An 18,636-nucleotide genomic window follows, 5' to 3' on the forward strand; every position below is an offset into this window, starting at 1 on the left:
CGACGGGACGAGTTGTGACCACGACGACGCTGCGCGGCACGCGCCACGACGAGCCGGAGATGCCCGGCGGCCGTCTCGTCCTGCAGCCGCCCCCTCAGATCCAGCGCGACGAGGGCGCGGCCGGCGTCATGATGAACGCCATCCCGATGCTCGGCAGCCTGGGGTCGATCGTGCTGGTGGCCACCATGGCCCGCCCCGGCGGAGGAGGCGGCGGTCGCAGCTTCATCGCCGCCGGCATGTTCCTGTTCGCCACGCTGGGCTTCATCGTCGTCCAGATCGACCGGCAGCGGAAGCAGCGCGCCCAGCAGGTCACGGGCTCGCGCACCGAGTACCTGCGCTACCTCGCCACGGTGCGGCGCTCGGCCCGCCAGGCCGCCGACCAGCAGCGCCGCGCGCTGACCTGGCACCACCCCGACCCCCGCACGCTGCCCTCACTGGCCGAGGAGCGCTCACGCATCTGGGACCACGGCAGCAACGACCCGCACTTCCTCCAGGTGCGCTACGGGCTGTGCGCGCAGCCGCTCGCGCTCGAGCTGGTGCCGCCCGAGAACGCCCCGGTCGACGACGTCGACCCCGCTGCCGCCTCCGCCCTGCACCGGCTGCTCGTGGTGCACCGGCTGCAGCCCGACCTGCCGGCCGCGATCGACCTGCGGGCCTTCGACCGCATCGAGCTGTGCGGCGAGGAGGCGCAGGCGCGCGCCCTGGCCCGCGCGATGGTCAGCTCCGCGGTGGCCCTGACCTCGCCGGAGAACCTCGTGGTGGCGGTGCTCTCCTCCGATGAGAACCTCGCGCACTGGGACTGGATCAAGTGGCTGCCGCACGCGCAGAGCAGCCAGCAGACCGACGCCGTCGGCCCGATGCGGATGGTCAGCACCTCGCTCAACGACCTGGCCGGGCTGCTGCCGCCCGACCTCAGCGACCGGCCGCGCTTCGGCGCCGACGAGCGACCGCCCACACCCCACATCCTGCTCGTCACCGACGGCGCCGAGCTGCCGCCCGGCAACCACGTGGTGCCGCCCGACGGCCTGCACGGCGTCACCGTCCTCGACCTGCCCACCCGGTGGACCGAGCTCGAGGACGCCTCGCGGCTGCGCATCGAGCTGCTCGACGAGCCGCTCGACGACAACGGCCTGCTGCCCGTGCAGGCGCTGCGGCTGCGCGAGGAGCCCGTGCGCGCCAAGGCCGACCAGTGCGACCTCGCGACCGCCGAGGCCCTGGCCCGGCGGCTCACCCCGCTGCACGTCGTCTCCGTGGACGCCGGTGGCGAGTCCACCACCGGCTCCGGCGAGATCACCGGCCCCACCGACTTCATGGACCTGCTCGGCCTCGGCGACGTCCGCGAGTTCGAGCCCACCGCCGCCTGGCGTCCGCGCCCGGCGCGCGACCGGCTGCGCGTGCCCATCGGCCTCGGCGAGGGCAGTGCTCTCGTGCACCTCGACATCAAGGAGTCCGCCCAGCAGGGCATGGGCCCGCACGGTCTGGTGATCGGCGCCACCGGCTCCGGCAAGTCGGAGTTCCTGCGCACCCTCGTGCTGGGCCTCACCCTCACCCACTCCCCCGAGCAGCTCAACATGGTGCTGGTCGACTTCAAGGGCGGCGCCACCTTCGCCGGGATGTCCGAGATGCCCCACGTCTCGGCGGTCATCACCAACCTGGCCCAGGAGCTCACGCTCGTGGACCGCATGCAGGACGCCCTCTCCGGCGAGATGGTGCGCCGTCAGGAGCTGCTGCGCGAGGCCGGCAACTTCGCCTCGATCCGCGACTACGAGAAGGCCCGCGCCGCCGGCGAGGACCTCGCGCCCATGCCCTCGCTGTTCGTCGTCGTCGACGAGTTCTCCGAGATGCTCTCGGCCAAGCCCGAGTTCATCGACCTGTTCGTCGCCATCGGCCGGCTCGGGCGCTCGCTCGGGCTGCACCTGCTGCTGGCCTCCCAGCGCCTCGAGGAGGGCCGCCTGCGCGGCCTGGAGTCCCACCTCTCCTACCGCGTCGGCCTGCGCACCTTCAGCGCCCAGGAGTCGCGGGCGGTGCTCGGTGTGCCCGACGCCTACGAGCTGCCCGCCGTGCCCGGCCTGGGCTACCTCAAGCCCGACCCCACCTCGATGCTGCGGTTCAAGGCCGCCTACGTCTCCGGCCCGCCGTCCACCACCCGCCCGCGCGTGCGGCGCGACGAGGGCGGTCACGTGCAGGGCATCCTGCCGTTCACCGTCTCGGAGGTGCAGGCGCTCGAGGTGCCCGACCTCGAGCCCGAGCAGGAGGAGGCTCCCCGCCCCACCGCTCGCGAGGACGAGCACCAGGAGTCGCTGCTCGACATCGCGGTGACCCGGATGGTGGGCCAGGGCCCGCCCGCCCACCAGGTGTGGCTCCCGCCGCTCGACGTGCCCGACACCCTCGACGAGCTCATGCCCGACCTCGTCGAGGACCCTGAGCTCGGCCTGGTCTCGCCGCAGTGGCGCGGGCTGGGCGGGCTGACCGTCCCGCTCGGCACCGTGGACCGCCCGCGCGAGCAGCGCCGCGACACCCTCACCATCAACCTCGCCGGTGCCTCCGGCCACGCGGCCGTCGTCGGCGGCCCGCGCACCGGCAAGAGCACCCTGCTGCGATCGATCGTCGCCAGCATGTCGCTCACCACCACCCCGCTGGAGTCGCAGTTCTTCGTGCTCGACTTCGGCGGCGGCACGTTCACGCCGTTCGCCGAGCTGCCGCACGTCTCGGGCGTCGGCACCCGCTCGGAGCCCGACGTCGTGCGCCGCATCGTGGCCGAGGTCAGCGGCATCGTCGACCGGCGCGAGGCCTACTTCCGCGCCCAGGGCATCGACAGCATCGAGACCTACCGCTCGCGGCGCAAGCAGGGCCGCGCCGACGACGGCTGGGGCGACGTCTTCCTGGTCATCGACGGCTGGAGCACGCTGCGCAGCGACTTCGACGACCTCGAGGTCGGCGTGCAGCAGCTGGCGAGCCGCGGCCTGACCTTCGGCCTGCACATCGTGGCCGCCTCGCCGCGCTGGGCCGACTTCCGCGCCGCGGTGCGCGACCTGTTCGGCACCAAGCTCGAGCTGAAGCTCGGCGACGCGCTGGACTCCGAGATCGACCGCAAGGTCGCCCAGCTGGTGCCCACCGGGCGACCCGGTCGCGGCCTGGTGCCCGGCAAGCTGCACTTCCTCGGCGCGCTGCCGCGCGTCGACGCCGACCCGACCGCCGAGACGCTCGGCGACGGTGTCGAGAACCTGATCAAGCGGTGCAGCGCCGCCTGGACCGGCCCGACCGGGCCCAAGCTGCGCCTGCTGCCCGAGCTCATCTCGCTCGAGGACCTGCGCGTGAGCGCCGGTGCCGTCGCCGGTCCCCCGGAGGAGGGCAGCGACCCCGCCGAGCGCGACCTGCGGCTGCTGCTCGGCATCAACGAGAAGGAGCTCGCCCCCGTCACGCTCGACATGGAGAAGGACCAGCACCTGCTGGTCTTCGGCGACGGCCAGTCCGGCAAGAGCGCCGTGCTGCGCACGCTGGTGCAGGAGATCGTCCGCACGCGCACCCCGCGCGAGGCGCAGATCATCCCCGTGGACTACCGCCGCTCGCTGCTCGGCGAGGTGCCGCAGGAGTACCAGCTGCAGTACCTCACCTCGGCCACCCAGGCCACGCCCGCCATGAAGGAGCTCGCCCAGTACCTCACCAACCGGATCCCGGGGCCCGACGTGACCCCCGAGCAGCTGCGCGCCCGCAACTGGTGGGCCGGCGCGGAGGTGTTCGTCGTCGTCGACGACTACGACCTGGTGGCCACCCAGCAGGGCTCGCCGCTGGCGGTGCTGCAGCCCCTGATGGCCCAGGCCCGCGACGTCGGACTGCACGTGCTGCTGTGCCGTCGCTCCGGCGGCGCCTCGCGCGCGCTCTACGAGCCGATCATCCAGAGCATGCGCGACCTGGCCCAGCCGGGCCTGATGCTCTCCGGCAGCCGCGACGAGGGCGCCCTGCTCGGCAACCTGCGCCCCAGCAAGCAGCCGCCGGGCCGTGGCCACCTGGTCACCCGCGAGCGTGGCGTCGAGGCGCTGCAGGTGGCCTGGACCGACCTGTCGCTCTGAGCGACCTCGGACCGGGGAGGCGGATCGGGGAGGCGGACCAGGGAGGGGGCTGGCGTCGTCCAGGTCACACCGGCGGAGACCTGCTCGTCACATGGAGGCAACCTGCCGGAGAACTCGGCGGCGCAGGCTTCTCGCATGACCCTCCACTCCCTCGGTGCCACCACCCCCGGCGCCACCACGACCAGCACCCCGACCACCCCCCACCTGCGCTCCGTCGCCGACCCGGTCGCCGACCCGGCCGACGACTTCGACGCCCGCCTCGCGCGGATCGTCGCCCGCCGCAAGCAGTTCCAGGACCGCCACGCCCAGCGCCTCACCGCGCTGATGGCGCAGCGCGACGACCTGCGCGGCGTCCACGCCCTCGCCGACCTGGTCGACGACGCGATCCGCTGGACCGCCTGACCCCTCCTCGCCCCACCGGGCGGCGTCGGCGCCGCAGCCGGCGCTGGTGCCGCCGGCCTCGCGTCAGCGCCGCCCGGTGCGGAAGAGCCCGCGGGCGATCTCGCGGGCGGCCGTGCGCACCAGGTCCTTGACCACCGGGCTGCCCATCACCTCGCCGACGACGTCGCGCTCACGCGCGGGTGCCGGCCGGCTGCCGCCGCGGCTGCCCTTCTCCCGTCGCGAGGCGGCCTCGGCCTCCCGGCGCAGCGCCCGGTCCAGGTCGTCCTCGGGCAACGTGGGAGCCGGCTCCTGGGCCGCCTCCTGCTCGGCCGCGTGCTTGCGGGCGCCCTCCTCGAGCCGCGCGGCGAGGATCTCGTGCGCCGACTCGCGGTCCACCTCGGTGCCGTAGGTCGCCATCCGCGGGCTGGCCTGCACGGCGGCCGCCATCGCGGCCGGGTCGGCGGGCGCCATCAGCGACTCGGGGGCTCGCAGCCGGGTCCACGCCACCGGCGTCGGCGCTCCGCGCTCGTCCATGACCGTGACGACGGCCTCGCCGATGCCCAGCGTGGTGAGCACGGCGCCCAGGTCGTCGTAGCCGCTGGTGGGGTAGGTCTCCACGGTCTGCTTGAGCGCCTTGCCCTCCTTGGGGGTGTGCGCGCGCAGCGCGTGCTGCACGCGGGAGCCCAGCTGGGCCAGCACCTCCTCGGGCACGTCGGTGGGCTGCTGGGTCACGAAGAAGACACCGACGCCCTTGGAGCGGATCAGCCGGACGGTGCGCGCCACCTGGTCCAGGAAGGCCTCCGAGGCGTCGTCGAAGAGCAGGTGCGCCTCGTCGAGGAAGAACACGAGCTTGGGCTTCTCGACGTCCCCGACCTCGGGGAGGTCGTGGAACAGGTCGGCCAGCAGCCACATGAGGAAGGTGGAGAAGACCGCGGGCCGGTCGGCCAGCTGGGGCAGCTCCACGAGCGAGACGACGCCGCGCCCGTCGGGGGCCAGGGCCAGCAGGTCGGCGGTGGCGAACTCGGGTTCGCCGAAGAAGGCGTCGGCGCCCTGGGCCTCGAAGGCGACGAGCTCGCGCAGGATGACCCCCGCCGTGGAGGTGGCCAGGCCGCCGAGCGCCTTGAGCTCCGGCTTGCCCTCGTCGCTGAGCAGGTGCGCGACGACGGCGCGCAGGTCGGCGAGGTCGAGCAGCGGGAGCCCCGCGCCGTCGGCGTAGTGGAAGACCAGGCCCAGGCTGGACTCCTGGGTGTCGTTGAGCCCCAGCACCTTGCTCAGCAGGGTGGGCCCGAAGGCGCTCATGGTGACGCGCAGCGGCACGCCGGTGCCCTCGCCGCCCAGCGCGTAGAACTCGGTCGGGAAGCCGGTGGCCCGCCACTCCTGGCCCACCGAGGCGGCGCGGGCGGTGACCTTCTCGCTCGGCTCCCCCGGCGTCATCAGGCCCGAGAGGTCGCCCTTGACGTCGGCGGCCACCACGGGCACCCCGGCGGCGCTGAGCTGCTCGGCCAGCAGCTGCAGGGTCTTGGTCTTGCCGGTGCCCGTGGCACCGGCCACCAGGCCGTGCCGGTTCAGCATCGCCAGCGGGATCCGCACCCGAACGTCGGTGAGCGTCTGCGCGTCGCGCATCAGCCCGCCGAGCTCGAGGGCCGGGCCGGCGAACTGGTAGCCGGCCGCCACCCTGGCGTCGAACGCCTCGACAGCCTCGGACGCGTCGACGGCGGGCTCGGACGGGACGGGCGGGGTGCTCATGCTGGATGACTGTAGGCGGGCCGGGACGAGACGCCGCTTACACTCGGCTGCGTGATCTTCAAGCGGGTCGGGGAGGGCCGGCCCTACCCCGACCACGGGCTCGACGCGCGAGCCTGGGCCGGGCTGCCCCCGCGGCAGGTGCGCCTGGACCAGCTGGTGACCACCAAGGACACCCTGCAGCTGGCCGCCCTGCTCGACGAGGACTCCACCTTCTACGGCGACCTCTTCGCCCACGTCGTGCACTGGGAGGGCGAGCTCTACCTGGAGGACGGCCTGCACCGCGCCCTGCGCGCGGCGCTGCAGCAGCGCAACGTCGTCCACGCCCGCGTGCACCGCGTGGTGGCGTGATGGACGCCCGCACGCAGGCCCGGGTACGCAGCCTCGTCACCCTCGGGGTGCTGGCGGCGCTGCTCGTGGGCGGTGCCGCCTGGGCCTGGTCGGCACTCACCGCCCCGCTGCCCGGCGGCGAGACCGCCGCGAGCCTCTGCGAGCCGCAGACCGCGCCCGCCGGGGAGCCGATCCGGCCCGACGACGTGGTGGTGAGCGTGCTCAACGCCAGCAGCCGCCTGGGCCTGGCCTCGGTGACCCTGGACTCCCTGGAGTCCCGCGGGTTCGTCCCCGGCCGGCAGGGCAACGCCCCCGCCGACGCCGACGTGGCGCGCGTGGAGGTCTGGGCCGAGGACCCCGGCAACCCCTCGGCGCGGCTGGTCGCGAGCTTCTTCGGGCCCCGCACCCCCGTCGTCGCCCGCGACACCGACGGCGGCGGCGTCACCGTGGTGGTCGGCGAGCGCTTCGACGACGTCGGCCGCGGCCGTCAGCGGGTGGTGCCCCAGGAGGAGACCGTCATCTGCGGCCCCCTGCCCGACACCGAGGCCGACACCGACGTCGCCGCCGCGGGCTGATCCGGCCGAGGACGGCGACCCGAGCGTCAGTCGTCGTCGAGCCAGTGCGCGAGCCGGCCGCGGGCCGAGACCTGGCGCAGCCGCTCCTCGGTGCGCTCGCGCTGGCGCCGGGGTGTGACGACGAGCAGCTCGTCGGCGTGGCGCAGCACGGTGCGCCACTCGGGCACGAGCGTCTCGCCGTCGCGGATGATCAGGGAGACCGACGACCCCTTCGGCAGCCGGAGCTCTCCCACCTCGACGCCGTGCAGCCGCGAGGCGGGACTGATGCTCACCTGCAGCAGGTCCGCGGCCACCCGCTCGAGCGGCGCCGCCTCGAGCTCGAGGTCGCGTGGCTCCGAGCGTCGGGCCACCCGCAGCCAGCGGGCCACCAGCGGCAGCGTCGGGCCGGTGACCATCGTGTAGACCACGACGAGCACGAAGACGATGTCGAAGAGCTGCTCGGCGCCGGGCACTCCCTCCGAGAGCGGGATCGTGGCGAAGACGATCGGCACCGCGCCGCGCAGCCCGGCCCAGGAGAGGAAGGTCAGCTCGCGCCAGGGCAGCGGCTGCACCAGGCGCGCGCTGAGGAACACCGAGATCGGGCGGGCCACGAAGGTGAGCACCAGGCCGGCCAGCAGGGCCAGCCCGACGATCTCCAGGGTGATCCGCCCCGGCGAGAGCAGCAGCCCCAGCATCACGAAGAGCCCGATCTGGGCGATCCAGGCGAGCCCCTCCGCGAAGGAGCGGGTGGCCGCGCGGTGGGGCAGCTCGCTGTTGCCGAGCACCAGCGCCGCCAGGTAGACCGCCGCGAAGCCCGAGGCGTGCAGGTAGGTGCCGCCGCCGTAGGCCAGCAGGGTCAGGCTCAGGACCGCGATCGGGTAGAGGCCCGAGGAGGGCAGCGCCGCGCGCCGCATCAACCAACCGCCGCCGAACCCGATGCCCAGCCCCACCAGTGAGCCGAGCACCAGCTCGAAGGCGATCTCGCCGGCGATGAGCAGCGGTCCGTCGGCGGCCGCGTCGCCGCTGGAGACCAGCACGATGAGCACGATGGTGGGGGCGTCGTTGAGCCCGGACTCGGCCTCGAGCGAGCCCGTGAGCCGCTTGGGCAGCGGCACCACCCGCAGCACCGAGAAGACCGCGGCGGCGTCGGTGGCCGAGGTCGCGGCGCCCAGGAGCACCGCGATCTGCCACGGCAGTCCGAGCAGGTAGTGGCCGGCCAGCGCCACCACGGTCACCGAGATGGCGACGCCGATGGTCGCGAGCGCGACGCCCAGGCGCATGGCCGGCCGGATGTCGCGCCAGCTCGTGGTCAGACCGCCCTCGGCCAGGATGATCACCAGCGCGCCGAAACCCAGCGCGTGCGCCAGCGAGGCGTCGTCGAAGCGGATGCCGAGCCCGGCCTCACCGAGCGCGACCCCCATGAGCAGGTAGAGCAGCAGGCTGGGCAGACCGGCTCGGGCGGAGACCCGCACGGCGAGGACGGCGAGGAGCGTGACGGCCGAGCCGACGAGCAGGAACACGTCGAGCTGGTGGACGTCGAAGCTCATCTCACCTCGGCGGGGCTCGGGGTGCGGGCGGCGGAGTCCGAGTCTAGTGGTCGGCGCGGGGTCGCCGGGCCGACCACGACCCGGTGGACGGCGTGCCGAGAACTGGAACGTGTTCTACATTGGTGGCATGAGTGACGCCCCCGGCACCCGGGTCCCCGACCTCCTCCCGGCCTCAGCGCTCGGCGCGGACCCCGAGCGTTTCGACGTCGTCGTGGTGGGTTTCGGCATCGCGGGTGGCTGCGCGGCCCTGGAGGCCGCTCGCGCCGGCGCGCGCGTGCTGGTGCTGGAGCGCGCGGCCGTGCACGGCGGCACGTCGAGCATGTCGGGCGGGCACTTCTACCTCGGCGGAGGCACCCCGGTGCAGCAGGCCACCGGCCAGGAGGACTCCCCCGAGGAGATGTACCGCTACCTCGTCGCGGTCTCCAAGGAGCCCGAGCACGACAAGATCCGCGCCTACTGCGAGGACTCGGTCGAGCACTTCACCTGGCTGGAGGCGCTGGGCTTCGAGTTCGAGCGCAGCTTCTTCCCCGGCAAGGCCGTCATCCAGCCGGGCACCGAGGGCGTCATGTACACCGGCAACGAGAAGGTGTGGCCCTACCTGGAGCAGGCCCGACCGGCCCCGCGCGGTCACAAGGTGCCGGTGCCCGGCGACACCGAGGGCACCAAGCTGGTCATGGACCTGCTGCGCGACCGGCTCGAGGAGGCGGGTGCCGAGGTGCGCTACGAGACCGGCGCCACCCAGCTCGTCGTCGACGAGTCACGTGGCGGGGGCGACGTGGTGGGCCTGGCCTGGCGGAGCTTCGAGCGCACCGGCGTGGTGGCCGCGGGCGCCGTCGTGCTGGCCGCCGGCGGCTTCGTGATGAACCCCGACATGGTGGCCGCGCACACGCCGGCGCTGGGCTCGAAGCTCTTCACGCTCGGCTCCACCTACGACGACGGTCTCGGCATCCGGCTCGGCGCCTCCGCGGGCGCGGAGCTCAAGCACATGGAGGAGCCGTTCATCACCGCCCCGGTCTACCCGCCCTCGGAGCTGCTCACCGGCGTGATCGTCAACAACCGCGGCGAGCGGTTCGTGGCCGAGGACAGCTACCACTCGCGCACCTCCCAGCACGTGATGGAGCAGCCCGGCTCGGAGGCGTACCTGATCGTGGACAGCGAGCACGTGGAGTACGCCAAGTACCCGCTGGTGCCGCTGCTCGACGGCTACGACTCCCTCGCCGAGCTGGAGGAGTCGCTGGGCCTGCCCACCGGGTCGGTGCAGCGCACGCTGGCGCGCTACGACGAGCACGCGGCGCGCGGTGAGGACCCCGACTTCCACAAGGCGGCGGAGTGGCTGGCCCCGCAGAGCACCGGCCCGTGGGCCGTCTTCGACCTGCGCCTGGGCAAGGCGATGTACGCCGGCTTCACCCTCGGCGGCGTCCGGGTGAGCCTCGAGGGCGAGGCGCTGCGCCCCGACGGCGCCGCGGTGCCCGGGCTCTACGCCGCGGGCGCGTGCGCCTCCAACCTGGCCCAGGACGGCAAGGGCTACTGCTCGGGCACCCAGCTGGGCGAGGGCTCCTACTTCGGGCGGCGGGCCGGCCGGCACGCCGCCGCGCGGACCGTGCGCAGCGAGGACCTACAGTCCACGGGGTGAGCTCCGTGCCCGTCCCCGACGCCTCCGCCGGTCGCTGGGCGGCCGCCTCCCGCGCCGCCGTCCCGCCCTTCCACGTCATGGACCTGATGGCGGCCGCGGCCCGGCGCCGGGAGACCCGCGGCGACCTCGTGGACCTGCTCGCCGGGCAGCCCAGCACGGGCGCGCCCGCCGCCGTCCGTGACGAGGCCGTGCGCCTGCTGACCTCCGGCGACCCGCTGGGCTACACGCCGGCCACCGGCATCGGCGAGCTGCGCGCCGCCATCGCGGGGCACCACCGGCGCGCGCACGGGCTGGCGGTCGACCCCGACGAGGTCGTCGTCACCACCGGCAGCTCCGGGGGCTTCCTGCTGGCCTTCCTCGCCGCCTTCGAGGTGGGCGACCGGGTGGCGATCGCCCGCCCGGGCTACCCCTGCTACCGCAACGTGCTGGCAGCGCTGGGTTGCGCCGTCGTCGAGGTCGACACCGGCCCGGCCACCCGGTTCCAGCCCACCGTCGAGCAGGTTGCCGCGCTGCACGAGGGGCCGCAGGGGCCGCTCGCCGGGCTGGTGGTGGCGAGCCCGGCCAACCCGACCGGCACCATGCTGCTGCCCGAGGAGCTCGCCGCGCTGGCCCGCTGGTGCGAGGAGCACCGGGTCCAGCTGATCTCCGACGAGATCTACCACGGCATCGAGTACGCGCCGCTCGAGGGACGCGCGCCGCTGGCCCGCTCGGCGTGGGGGACCAGCCGCGAGGCGGTCGTGTTCAACAGCTTCTCCAAGTACTTCTCGATGACGGGGTGGCGCATCGGCTGGATGCTGGTGCCGCCCCGGCTGCGCCGCGCCGTCGACGTGCTGGCCGGCAACTTCACGATCTGCCCGCCCGTGCTGGCCCAGCGCGCCGCCCTGGCGGCCTTCACCGAGGAGAGCTACGCCGAGCTCGACGGGCACGTGCGCCGCTACGCCGCCAACCGGCGCCAGCTGCTCGAGGGGCTCACCGCCCTGGGGCTCACCGACCTCGCGCCGGCCGACGGCGCCTTCTACGCCTACGCCGACGTCGGCCACCTCACCACCGACTCGATGGCCTTCGCCCACCACGTGCTCGAGCGCACCGGCGTCGCGCTCGCCACGGGTGTCGACTTCGACACCGCCGCGGGTCACCGCTCGCTGCGGGTCAGCTTCGCCGGCACCAGCCGGACCATCGCCACCGCGCTGGAACGGCTCGAGCCGGTGCTGGCACCCCGCTGATCCACGCGACGACCGACGCCGGGCACTACGGTGGGAGCCCGTGTCGGGGTTTGCCCGCGGTACGCCGCGGGTATCCGCTCGCCGCGTCCACCCCGCACCGGATCACCCGAGAGTCCCCGCGCCGAGGAGGCACCGTGCACGGCGAGCCCGAGCTGATGGTCGACGTCCTGCGTCGCCGCGCGGGCCAGCTGCGCGACCAGGCCGCCGACGTGCGGCACACCGCCGACGCGCTGGTGGCCCAGACCGAGGCGCTGGGGTGGACCGGCCGCGCGGCGGCCTCGATGCGCGAGCGGGTGCAGGAGCGCGCCACGCACCTGCGACGGGCTGCCGAGGACCACGACCTCGCGGCCGAGTCGCTGGAGAAGCACGCCCAGGAGACCGAGGCCGTCGCCGACCAGGTCGCCCAGGTGGAGCGGCGCGTCACCACGCTGGTCGCCGAGGCGCGCACCCGGCTGGCCCGGGTGGCCGCAGCGCGCGAGCACCCCGAGCACCCCGACGTGCTCCCGCCCGAGCCCGACCCCGACGACCAGACCCTGGACGCCTTCGAGCCCCCGCCGAGCGGCCACCCGGACTGGCTCGCCGTCGAGCTGCCGGGGCTGTGAGTCCGTGCCGCCCGTGACCTGTCGACCCCGAGGAGTCACCCCGCCGTGCCCACCATCGACCTGAGCACCCCTCCCCCGCCGCCGGCCGGGCGCCTGGAGGGCCTGCCCCGGCGCGCCTCGCTGACGCTCCCCGAGCTGCGGCTGGCGGCCGAGCTGGCCGGCGGTGCCCCCCTCCCGTTCGACCTGCAGGAGGTCGACCCCGGCACCTCGCCCATCGAGGCCCGGCTGGGCGCGACCCGCGGCACCGCCGAGGACCGCGCGTACCGGACGGCGCTCGAGGCACTGCACGACCCCGCCGCGACGCTGGCCCGCCGGGGCCTGCTCACCGATGGGCGGCTGGAGGAGCAGCTGGCCGGCGCGGTGGGCCTGCTCGCCACGCCGCGGATCGCGCTCGACCTCGACGTCGTCGCCGGCGGCGTGCAGGCCAAGTCGTGGCAGCGGCACTCCGAGGGCGCCGTCGCCACGCTCTCGACCGCCGACGGCATCGTCTTCGAGCTGGCCTGGTTCCCGGTGGCGCACTGGGCCGGCGAGCTCGCCCGGGTGCCGGTGCTGCCCGAGGACCTCGCGCTCAGCGCCTCCGCGGTGCCCGCGCGTCTCGTCCTGCCCTACGAGCTGCTCGACGCCGCCACCGAGGCCACCCGCGAGTCGCGGCCCGACCTGCTGCCGGTGCTGCTGGCCCAGCACCCCGAGGCCATCAGCACCGACGGCGACCCGGCCACCGCGCTGGGCGAGGCCGAGGCGCTGCAGGTGCTGGCCGCGCTCTCGCACGAGGCCCACGGTCGGCTGCGAGCCCTGGTGGCGCAGGTGGGTCCCCGCGGCACCACCGTGGCCGGCGTCGTCTCCTGGACGTTGCTGGCCGACGGCTGGCACGCGCTCCGGGCCCGCGACGACGGCCCCGCGCTCGTCGTCGAGATCGAGGCGGTGACGGCCGAGCAGCTGGGTCGCGAGCTCGCTCCGGTGCTCACCCAGGTGCTGGGAGAGGGGGTCGCGGCGTGAGCGAGGAGACCGCCGGCCGGCCCGAGCACCCGGACGTCGTCGCGCAGGCCGCGGCCGAGCAGCGCGAGCTGCCCACCACCGCCGTGGAGGCGGCCGACCTGGCCGACAAGTACGACCGGATGATGCGGCTGGCCGACTTCTTCGACGACACCGGCGAGCAGATGCGCGAGCGCGCCGCCCTGGGCGGGGAGATCCTCGCCGACCCGGCCTTCACCGACTCCGCCCCGCTCTCCCCCGGCACGCACGCCCGCGCCGAGGAGGACGTGCGCCAGGCCACGAACGGCAAGCGCGGGCTGCTGACGCGCTCCATCGAGCTGGATGCCGACGCGCTGGTGCTGCGCGCCACCGTGCTCACCTACCGGTGGATCGACGAGCTGCAGGCCGCCGCCTACGAGACCCTCGGTGCGATCGCCGGCCGCGCCATCGGCTACCTCGCGCCCGAGGTGGCGCTCGGTGGTGCCGTGGTGGCAGCCGGTCTGATCGAGACCGACGCGCTCGACCGCGACGGCGTCGCGGCGTACCTGAACGAGCTGGCCGAGAGCAACCCCGAGCTGATGGAGCACGTCACCAGTGGTGGCGGCGGGCTGCTCGACGCGCTGCAGATGAGAGCAGTGCTCACCACCGGCGTGCTGTCCGGGGAGCGCGGCCGCCTGGCGGCCCACGGCGGACGTCGTGCTGCCGGCGTCGCCCCCATGCCCGCCGGGTTCTCGGCCGCACTGCGCGACGTCGCGGGCAGCCTGGTGCACCAGGCGCCCGCGCGCGACGGCGCCGCGGCCTCTCACGGGGGTGAGGCGCCGGACAGTCTCGGCGAGCTGCTGGCCACGCTCTCCGGCTGCACCGCTCCCATCACCGTGCACCGAGCCGGCGCCGACCGGTGGATCGCCTACCTGACCGGGCCCGACGGGGCCCCCGACGGCCGGCGCCTGCGCCTGGTCGGCGGCGACCACACCGCCTACGCCGCGCAGGTGGTGCGCGCACTCGAGCAGGCCACGGGCGGCTCGGGTGAGGCCCGGGTGATGCTGGTGGGTGCCGGGGCCGGCGGCGTCACCGCCGTCGAGGTGGCCGGGTCGGGCGCCGGCGCGGGCTTCGTCGTCGACCAGGTCGTGACGGCGGGCTCCCCCTCCGCCCACGTCCCCCGGGTGCCCGCCGAGGTGCGCGTGCTCTCGCTCGAGGACCGCGGCGACCCCGTGGCCGTGCTGGGCTCGCTGGTCAACGCCGACGCCGAGAACCGCGTCACCGTGGTCTTCGACGGCGCCGAGGCCGCCCGCGCCGCGAGTGCGGCCGCCCGGGTGGGCCGGACGGCGGCCGGTGGGGCCCCGGGCGCCGACACGACCGCGGGGTCCGAGCCCGCCCACGAGGCCGTCTACGTGGCCGGCGCCCGGGCCGCCGACGCCGCCGCCCACCCGGAGCTGCGGGCCGAGATCGCCCACCTGCGCGACCTCGGCTACCTCGCCGCCCCGTCGTGAGCACGCACGGCTCGACCACCCACCCGTCCTGACTGCGCACGGCTCGAACGCCGACCCGTCCCGACTGCGCACGGGTCGAGCACCCACCCGTCCCGACTGCGCACGGGTCGAGCACCCACCCGTCCCGTCGCGCGCCGGGTCAGCGAGCGAGCTCGTGCACGAACTCGCCGAGCTGGGTGAGGTTGCGGCACTCGACCATCGGCACGATCGCGCCGTAGGCGGGGGCGGCGGAGTCTCCGGTGCCCCAGTGGCGACGGTGCTCGGGGTTGAGCCACCAGGCGTGGCGGGCCGAGGACGCGAGGTCGCGCAGCACACCCTCGTGCAGGTCGCTGTAGTTGGAGCGGGCGTCGCCGAGCACCAGCAGCGAGCTCTTCGGCCCCAGGGCGTCGGCGTGCTCCTCGGCGAACTTGGCGAACGCGCGGCCGTAGTTGGTGCGACCCCACAGGGCGGCCTGGGCGGTGGAGGCGGCCAGGTCGGCCATCACGTCGACGACGTCGGCACCGGGGCGGAAGTGGTGGCTGACCTCGTGCACGTGGTCGATGAAGGTGAAGGCGCGCACCTTCTGGAACTGCTCGCGCAGCGCGAAGACCAGCAGCAGCGTGAACTGCGCGAAGCTGGCCACCGACCCGCTGACGTCGCAGAGCACCACCAGCTCGGTGCGGTGGGGCCGCTTGGGGCGGTGGTGGGTGGTGAGCGGGACCCCGCCGGTCGACATGGAGGCCCGCACGGTGCGCCGGAAGTCGAGCGGTCCGCGACCGCGGGCGTGCTGCTCCTTGGTCAGGCGCGTGGCCAGTCGGCGGGCCAGCGGGTAGATCTCGCGGCGCATCTGCTCCAGGTCGGCGCGCCGGGCGGAGGTGAAGTCGAGCCGGTCGATGCTCGGCCGCAGGGCGACGTCGGCCACGTGGTCGGGGCCCTTCTCCTCGGCGATGCGCCGGCGGGCGTCGTCCTGGACCTGCTGGGTGAGCGCCTCGATGCGACGCCCAGCGGTGCGCTCGGCCGCCTCCTCGTCACGGGCGTCGCCCTGCGCCACCAGCGCTGCCACCAGCCGGTCGGTGAGCTCCTGCGGCGCCACCCGCTGCAGGGCCGTGTAGGCCGACCACGAGGAGAGACCGGGCCCACGCCCCGGCATCGCGCCGAACCGGTCGACCATCTCGGCCGCGAGGCGCGCCAGCTGCTCGACGTCGTCCCGCGCGAGCGCCTCGGACAGCCGGTCCCGCATGGCCTGGAGCGCCTCGGCGTTGTCACGCACCTCGGGGCGGCTCTCGCCCTCGCTGCCGGCGTCGAGGGTGGCCGCGTCGTCGTCGGCCACGGCACCGCCGGTACCCGCCCCGACCATCCGCGGGAAGTACAGATCGAAGAGCGCGTCGAAGATCGGGCGTTGCACCTGCCGTTTCACCAGGGTGGCGGCGTAGGCCTCGCGGACCGTGGCGCGGTGCCCCCAGGGCAGCGCCGTCAGGGCCTGGACGGCGTCGAGGTCCTCGGCCAGCGAGACCGCGAGCCCGGCACTGCGCAACGCCTTGAGGAACGACAGGTGCCTGTCCAGCAGGCCGGACTCGCGTGCCGGCTGGCCCGACGACCGGCTCGACGACTGGCTCATCGCCGCAGCCGCAGCTCCCGCACGGCCCGCTCGTGGTCGGAGGCGTGCTTGAGCACCACACCGAGGGTGTCGTCGACGGCCTTGTCGTCGAGCTCGCGGATCTCGAGCGCCACCAGGGTGCGGGCCCAGTCGACCGACTCGGCGATCGAGGGCGCCTTCTTCAGCTCCAGCTCGCGCAGCCGACCGATCGTCGCCACGAGCTGCGTGGCGATCCGCTCCTCGAGCGCGGGCACCTGCGAGAGCACGATCTCGCGCTCGCGGTCGGCGTCGGGGTAGTCCAGGTGCAGGTAGAGGCAGCGCCGCTTGACGGCCTCGGAGAGCTCGCGGGTGGCGTTGGAGGTGAGCACCACGAACGGCCGGCGCGTGGCGGTGATGGTGCCCAGCTCGGGGATCGTGACCTGGAAGTCGGAGAGCACCTCCAGCAGCAGCCCCTCCACCTCGACGTCGGTCTTGTCGACCTCGTCGATGAGCAGCACCGTGGGCTCCTCGCGGCGGATGGCGCTCAGCAGCGGCCGGGTGAGCAGGAACTCCTCGGCGAAGATGTCGTCGTGCGTCTGCTGCCAGGCGTCGCCGACCGCACCCCCGTGCCCCGCGTCGTCCACCCGCTCGACCTGGGTGGCCTGGATGCGCAGCAGCTGCTTGCGGTAGTTCCACTCGTAGAGCGCGCGCGCCTCGTCGAGCCCCTCGTAGCACTGCAGGCGCACCAGCTCGGCGCCGGTGGCGGCGGTCACCGCCTTGGCCAGCTCGGTCTTGCCGACGCCGGCGGGGCCCTCCACCAGCAGCGGCTTCTCGAGCGCGCCGGCCAGGAAGGCGGTGGTGGCCGTGGCGGTGTCGGTCAGGTAGCCGACGGCGCCGAGGCGCTCGACGACCTCGGCGGGCGAGGCGAACCAGCTCATGGAGGGCATCCTCCCCCACGCGGGATCGCCGTACCCCGCCGGTCCGCGGTGCACCTTTCCAGCAGACGTGACCTCGGAAACAACGTCGGGGACGTGACCACCTCGCGCCGACGTCGTTGACCCCACGTGACCATGCAGGAGGCGACGCAGACGTCGAGGGGGCGCAGCACACCCGTGCTGACGGCCCTCAAGGGCGCCCTGCTCTGTGCGGTGCTCACGCTGCTCGTCGTCTCGGGGCTGCAGGCCTCCGGCTGGGGCGCCGCCCCCGTCGCGCCGAGCGGCTCTGCCTCCGCCGTCGAGAGCCCGCGCCACCCGCCTGCCCTGGAGCGCACCATGCGCGACCTGGGCTGCCGGGGTGCGGGATTCGCCCAGGACGCCGCTCCGCGGTCGGCACTGGTGCGCCAAGACGGCCGGGTGCGTCACGTGGACGTCGACCAGGCCTGGCGGGTCTTCACCGGAGAGACCCCCGGCAGCCTGGTCGCGACCTGCCTCGGCTCGCGCTGAGGCAGGGCCTGGGACACCCCTCGCTGACCCGACATGGGGACGGGTCAGCGGGGGGAACGCCCGGTCTCCCCGCCTCCCCCGCTGTCGGGAGCGGAGGCCGGGACGCCGTGCCGCCCGGCGCCCGCCGAGAACCGCGCGGCGCCCTCGAGCGCCCCGGCGGCGAGGCTGGCGAGGCCGTGCTGCAGCTCGTTGGCCATGGCCTCCTCGTGGGCGAGGCCCCACTGCTCGACGGCGGAGAGCCGGTCGCGGCGCAGGCACTCCTGGGGGAGCCCCGCCAGGTCCACGGCGAGCGCCTCGGCGGCCTCCCGGGCCGTCCCCGGGGCGACCACGCGGTCGGCCAGGCCGATGGCGAGCGCCTCGGCGGCCTCGACCGAGCGGCCGGTGAGGATCAGGTCCATCGCGCGGCCGGCCCCCACCAGGCGCGGTAGCCGCACGGTGCCGCCGTCGATGAGCGGCACCCCCCACCGACGGCAGTAGACCCCCAGGACGGCGTCCTGGGCGACGACGCGCAGGTCGCACCAGACCGCCAGCTCCAGGCCGCCGGCCACGGCATGGCCCTCGACCGCGGCGATGACCGGCTTGCCGAGCTGCATCCGGGTGGGACCCATCGGCCCGTCGCCCTCGGGCTCCACCCGGTTGCCGCGCTCGGTGCCCACCGCGTGCAGGTCGGCCCCGGCGCAGAACGTGCCCCCCGCGCCGGTCAGGACCGCCACCCGCTGGGTGTCGTCGGCGTCGAAGGCCCGGAACGCTGCGGCCAGCGCCTGCGCCGTCGGACCGTCGACGGCGTTGCGCACCTGCGGGCGGTCGATGACGACGGTGGTGACGGGTCCCGTGACGTGCACGTGCACGGTCGGCGAGTGGCTCATCGGCTCAGGCTAGGGCCTGCGCACGATCCCCGGTGGTGTCACAGCAGCCCCACGAGCCTCAGTGGTGGTGACCCGGGGGGCCTTTCGCGGAACAGGGGGGCCAGGATCCAGGCCCCCCTGTTCCGCGATCCCACGTGGACGTGGGATCACCCCCCACGCCCCGGACGCAGCCGACCCCCGACCACAGGGGCCGGGGGTCGGGGGTCGGTCAGCCGCCGCTGGGGCCGA

General features: G+C 74.8%; 15 protein-coding genes. 10 read left to right on the top strand and 5 right to left on the bottom strand.

Annotation, left to right across the window (positions count from 1 at the left end; genetic code table 11):
- The first annotated feature begins 14 nt into the window (after positions 1 to 14).
- Together eccCa and ABD948_RS12340 are read left to right on the top strand one after the other, a co-directional pair.
- Positions 15 to 4,070: a type VII secretion protein EccCa gene (eccCa, locus tag ABD948_RS12335; protein WP_345266159.1), complete on the top strand. Its 4,056-nt coding sequence runs from the start codon at positions 15 to 17 to the stop codon at positions 4,068 to 4,070.
- Between the two features lie 135 nt (positions 4,071 to 4,205).
- Positions 4,206 to 4,472, top strand: coding sequence for a hypothetical protein (locus tag ABD948_RS12340; protein WP_345266161.1), 267 nt, complete (start codon positions 4,206 to 4,208; stop codon positions 4,470 to 4,472).
- A gap of 63 nt (positions 4,473 to 4,535) precedes the next feature.
- On the opposite strand, the gene ABD948_RS12345 is transcribed toward ABD948_RS12340, so the two are convergent.
- Positions 4,536 to 6,197: a helicase HerA-like domain-containing protein gene (locus ABD948_RS12345; RefSeq protein WP_345266163.1), complete on the bottom strand. Its 1,662-nt coding sequence runs from the start codon at positions 6,195 to 6,197 to the stop codon at positions 4,536 to 4,538.
- 51 nt (positions 6,198 to 6,248) lie between these two features.
- Between ABD948_RS12345 and ABD948_RS12350 the strand changes: the two genes are divergently transcribed.
- Entirely contained in the window at positions 6,249 to 6,545 is a 297-nt protein-coding gene (locus ABD948_RS12350; protein ID WP_345266165.1) for a type II toxin-antitoxin system VapB family antitoxin, read from the top strand.
- On the top strand, positions 6,545 to 7,099 hold the full coding sequence (locus ABD948_RS12355; RefSeq protein ID WP_345266167.1) for a LytR C-terminal domain-containing protein: 555 nt from the start codon (positions 6,545 to 6,547) through the stop codon (positions 7,097 to 7,099). The genes ABD948_RS12350 and ABD948_RS12355 overlap by 1 nt, the downstream gene beginning before the upstream one ends.
- 26 nt (positions 7,100 to 7,125) lie before the next feature.
- Here the strand turns inward: ABD948_RS12355 and ABD948_RS12360 are convergent, their stop codons facing one another.
- Positions 7,126 to 8,625 (bottom strand): potassium/proton antiporter, encoded by a 1,500-nt coding sequence (locus ABD948_RS12360; protein ID WP_345266169.1) that lies wholly within the window; start codon positions 8,623 to 8,625, stop codon positions 7,126 to 7,128.
- Positions 8,626 to 8,752: 127 nt separating this feature from the next.
- Between ABD948_RS12360 and ABD948_RS12365 the strand changes: the two genes are divergently transcribed.
- The 5 genes from ABD948_RS12365 to ABD948_RS12385 all read left to right on the top strand — a co-directional run bounded on the left by ABD948_RS12365 (position 8,753) and on the right by ABD948_RS12385 (position 14,545).
- On the top strand, positions 8,753 to 10,258 hold the full coding sequence (locus ABD948_RS12365; protein WP_345266171.1) for an FAD-binding protein: 1,506 nt from the start codon (positions 8,753 to 8,755) through the stop codon (positions 10,256 to 10,258).
- The gene (locus ABD948_RS12370; protein WP_345266173.1) at positions 10,255 to 11,481 is read left to right on the top strand and encodes a pyridoxal phosphate-dependent aminotransferase; all 1,227 of its coding nucleotides are present in this window, start codon (positions 10,255 to 10,257) and stop codon (positions 11,479 to 11,481) included. The genes ABD948_RS12365 and ABD948_RS12370 overlap by 4 nt, the downstream gene beginning before the upstream one ends.
- A 134-nt stretch (positions 11,482 to 11,615) precedes the next feature.
- The gene (locus ABD948_RS12375; protein WP_345266175.1) at positions 11,616 to 12,083 is read left to right on the top strand and encodes a WXG100 family type VII secretion target; all 468 of its coding nucleotides are present in this window, start codon (positions 11,616 to 11,618) and stop codon (positions 12,081 to 12,083) included.
- 45 nt (positions 12,084 to 12,128) lie between these two features.
- Positions 12,129 to 13,079, top strand: a complete 951-nt coding sequence (locus tag ABD948_RS12380; protein ID WP_345266177.1) for a hypothetical protein — start codon at positions 12,129 to 12,131, stop codon at positions 13,077 to 13,079.
- A complete protein-coding gene (locus tag ABD948_RS12385; RefSeq protein ID WP_345266179.1) occupies positions 13,076 to 14,545 on the top strand; it encodes a hypothetical protein in 1,470 nt (489 codons plus the stop codon). The genes ABD948_RS12380 and ABD948_RS12385 overlap by 4 nt, the downstream gene beginning before the upstream one ends.
- Positions 14,546 to 14,684: 139 nt before the next feature.
- On the opposite strand, the gene ABD948_RS12390 is transcribed toward ABD948_RS12385, so the two are convergent.
- Together ABD948_RS12390 and ABD948_RS12395 are read right to left on the bottom strand one after the other, a co-directional pair.
- Entirely contained in the window at positions 14,685 to 16,142 is a 1,458-nt protein-coding gene (locus ABD948_RS12390; RefSeq protein WP_345266181.1) for a vWA domain-containing protein, read from the bottom strand.
- Positions 16,139 to 17,047, bottom strand: coding sequence for an AAA family ATPase (locus ABD948_RS12395; RefSeq protein WP_345266183.1), 909 nt, complete (start codon positions 17,045 to 17,047; stop codon positions 16,139 to 16,141). The genes ABD948_RS12390 and ABD948_RS12395 overlap by 4 nt, the downstream gene beginning before the upstream one ends.
- 165 nt (positions 17,048 to 17,212) lie before the next feature.
- Here ABD948_RS12395 and ABD948_RS12400 point away from each other — a divergent pair, with 165 nt between their 5' ends.
- The gene (locus tag ABD948_RS12400; protein ID WP_345266185.1) at positions 17,213 to 17,542 is read left to right on the top strand and encodes a hypothetical protein; all 330 of its coding nucleotides are present in this window, start codon (positions 17,213 to 17,215) and stop codon (positions 17,540 to 17,542) included.
- A gap of 44 nt (positions 17,543 to 17,586) precedes the next feature.
- On the opposite strand, the gene ABD948_RS12405 is transcribed toward ABD948_RS12400, so the two are convergent.
- Complete coding sequence (locus ABD948_RS12405) at positions 17,587 to 18,408, bottom strand: crotonase/enoyl-CoA hydratase family protein (protein WP_345266187.1); 822 nt, start codon at positions 18,406 to 18,408, stop codon at positions 17,587 to 17,589.
- Positions 18,409 to 18,636: the final 228 nt, after the last annotated feature.

This window comes from Nocardioides nanhaiensis (assembly GCF_039542785.1).
Taxonomy (GTDB): Bacteria; Actinomycetota; Actinomycetes; order Propionibacteriales; family Nocardioidaceae; genus Nocardioides; species Nocardioides nanhaiensis.

Coding starts and splice junctions, on each gene's coding strand:
- ABD948_RS12340 (WP_345266161.1), top strand. CDS start 4,206: ATGACCCTCCACTCCCTCGGTGCCACCACCCCCGGCGCCACCACGACC.
- ABD948_RS12345 (WP_345266163.1), bottom strand. CDS start 6,197: ATGAGCACCCCGCCCGTCCCGTCCGAGCCCGCCGTCGACGCGTCCGAG.
- ABD948_RS12355 (WP_345266167.1), top strand. CDS start 6,545: ATGGACGCCCGCACGCAGGCCCGGGTACGCAGCCTCGTCACCCTCGGG.
- ABD948_RS12360 (WP_345266169.1), bottom strand. CDS start 8,625: ATGAGCTTCGACGTCCACCAGCTCGACGTGTTCCTGCTCGTCGGCTCG.
- ABD948_RS12365 (WP_345266171.1), top strand. CDS start 8,753: ATGAGTGACGCCCCCGGCACCCGGGTCCCCGACCTCCTCCCGGCCTCA.
- ABD948_RS12390 (WP_345266181.1), bottom strand. CDS start 16,142: ATGAGCCAGTCGTCGAGCCGGTCGTCGGGCCAGCCGGCACGCGAGTCC.
- ABD948_RS12395 (WP_345266183.1), bottom strand. CDS start 17,047: ATGCCCTCCATGAGCTGGTTCGCCTCGCCCGCCGAGGTCGTCGAGCGC.
- ABD948_RS12405 (WP_345266187.1), bottom strand. CDS start 18,408: ATGAGCCACTCGCCGACCGTGCACGTGCACGTCACGGGACCCGTCACC.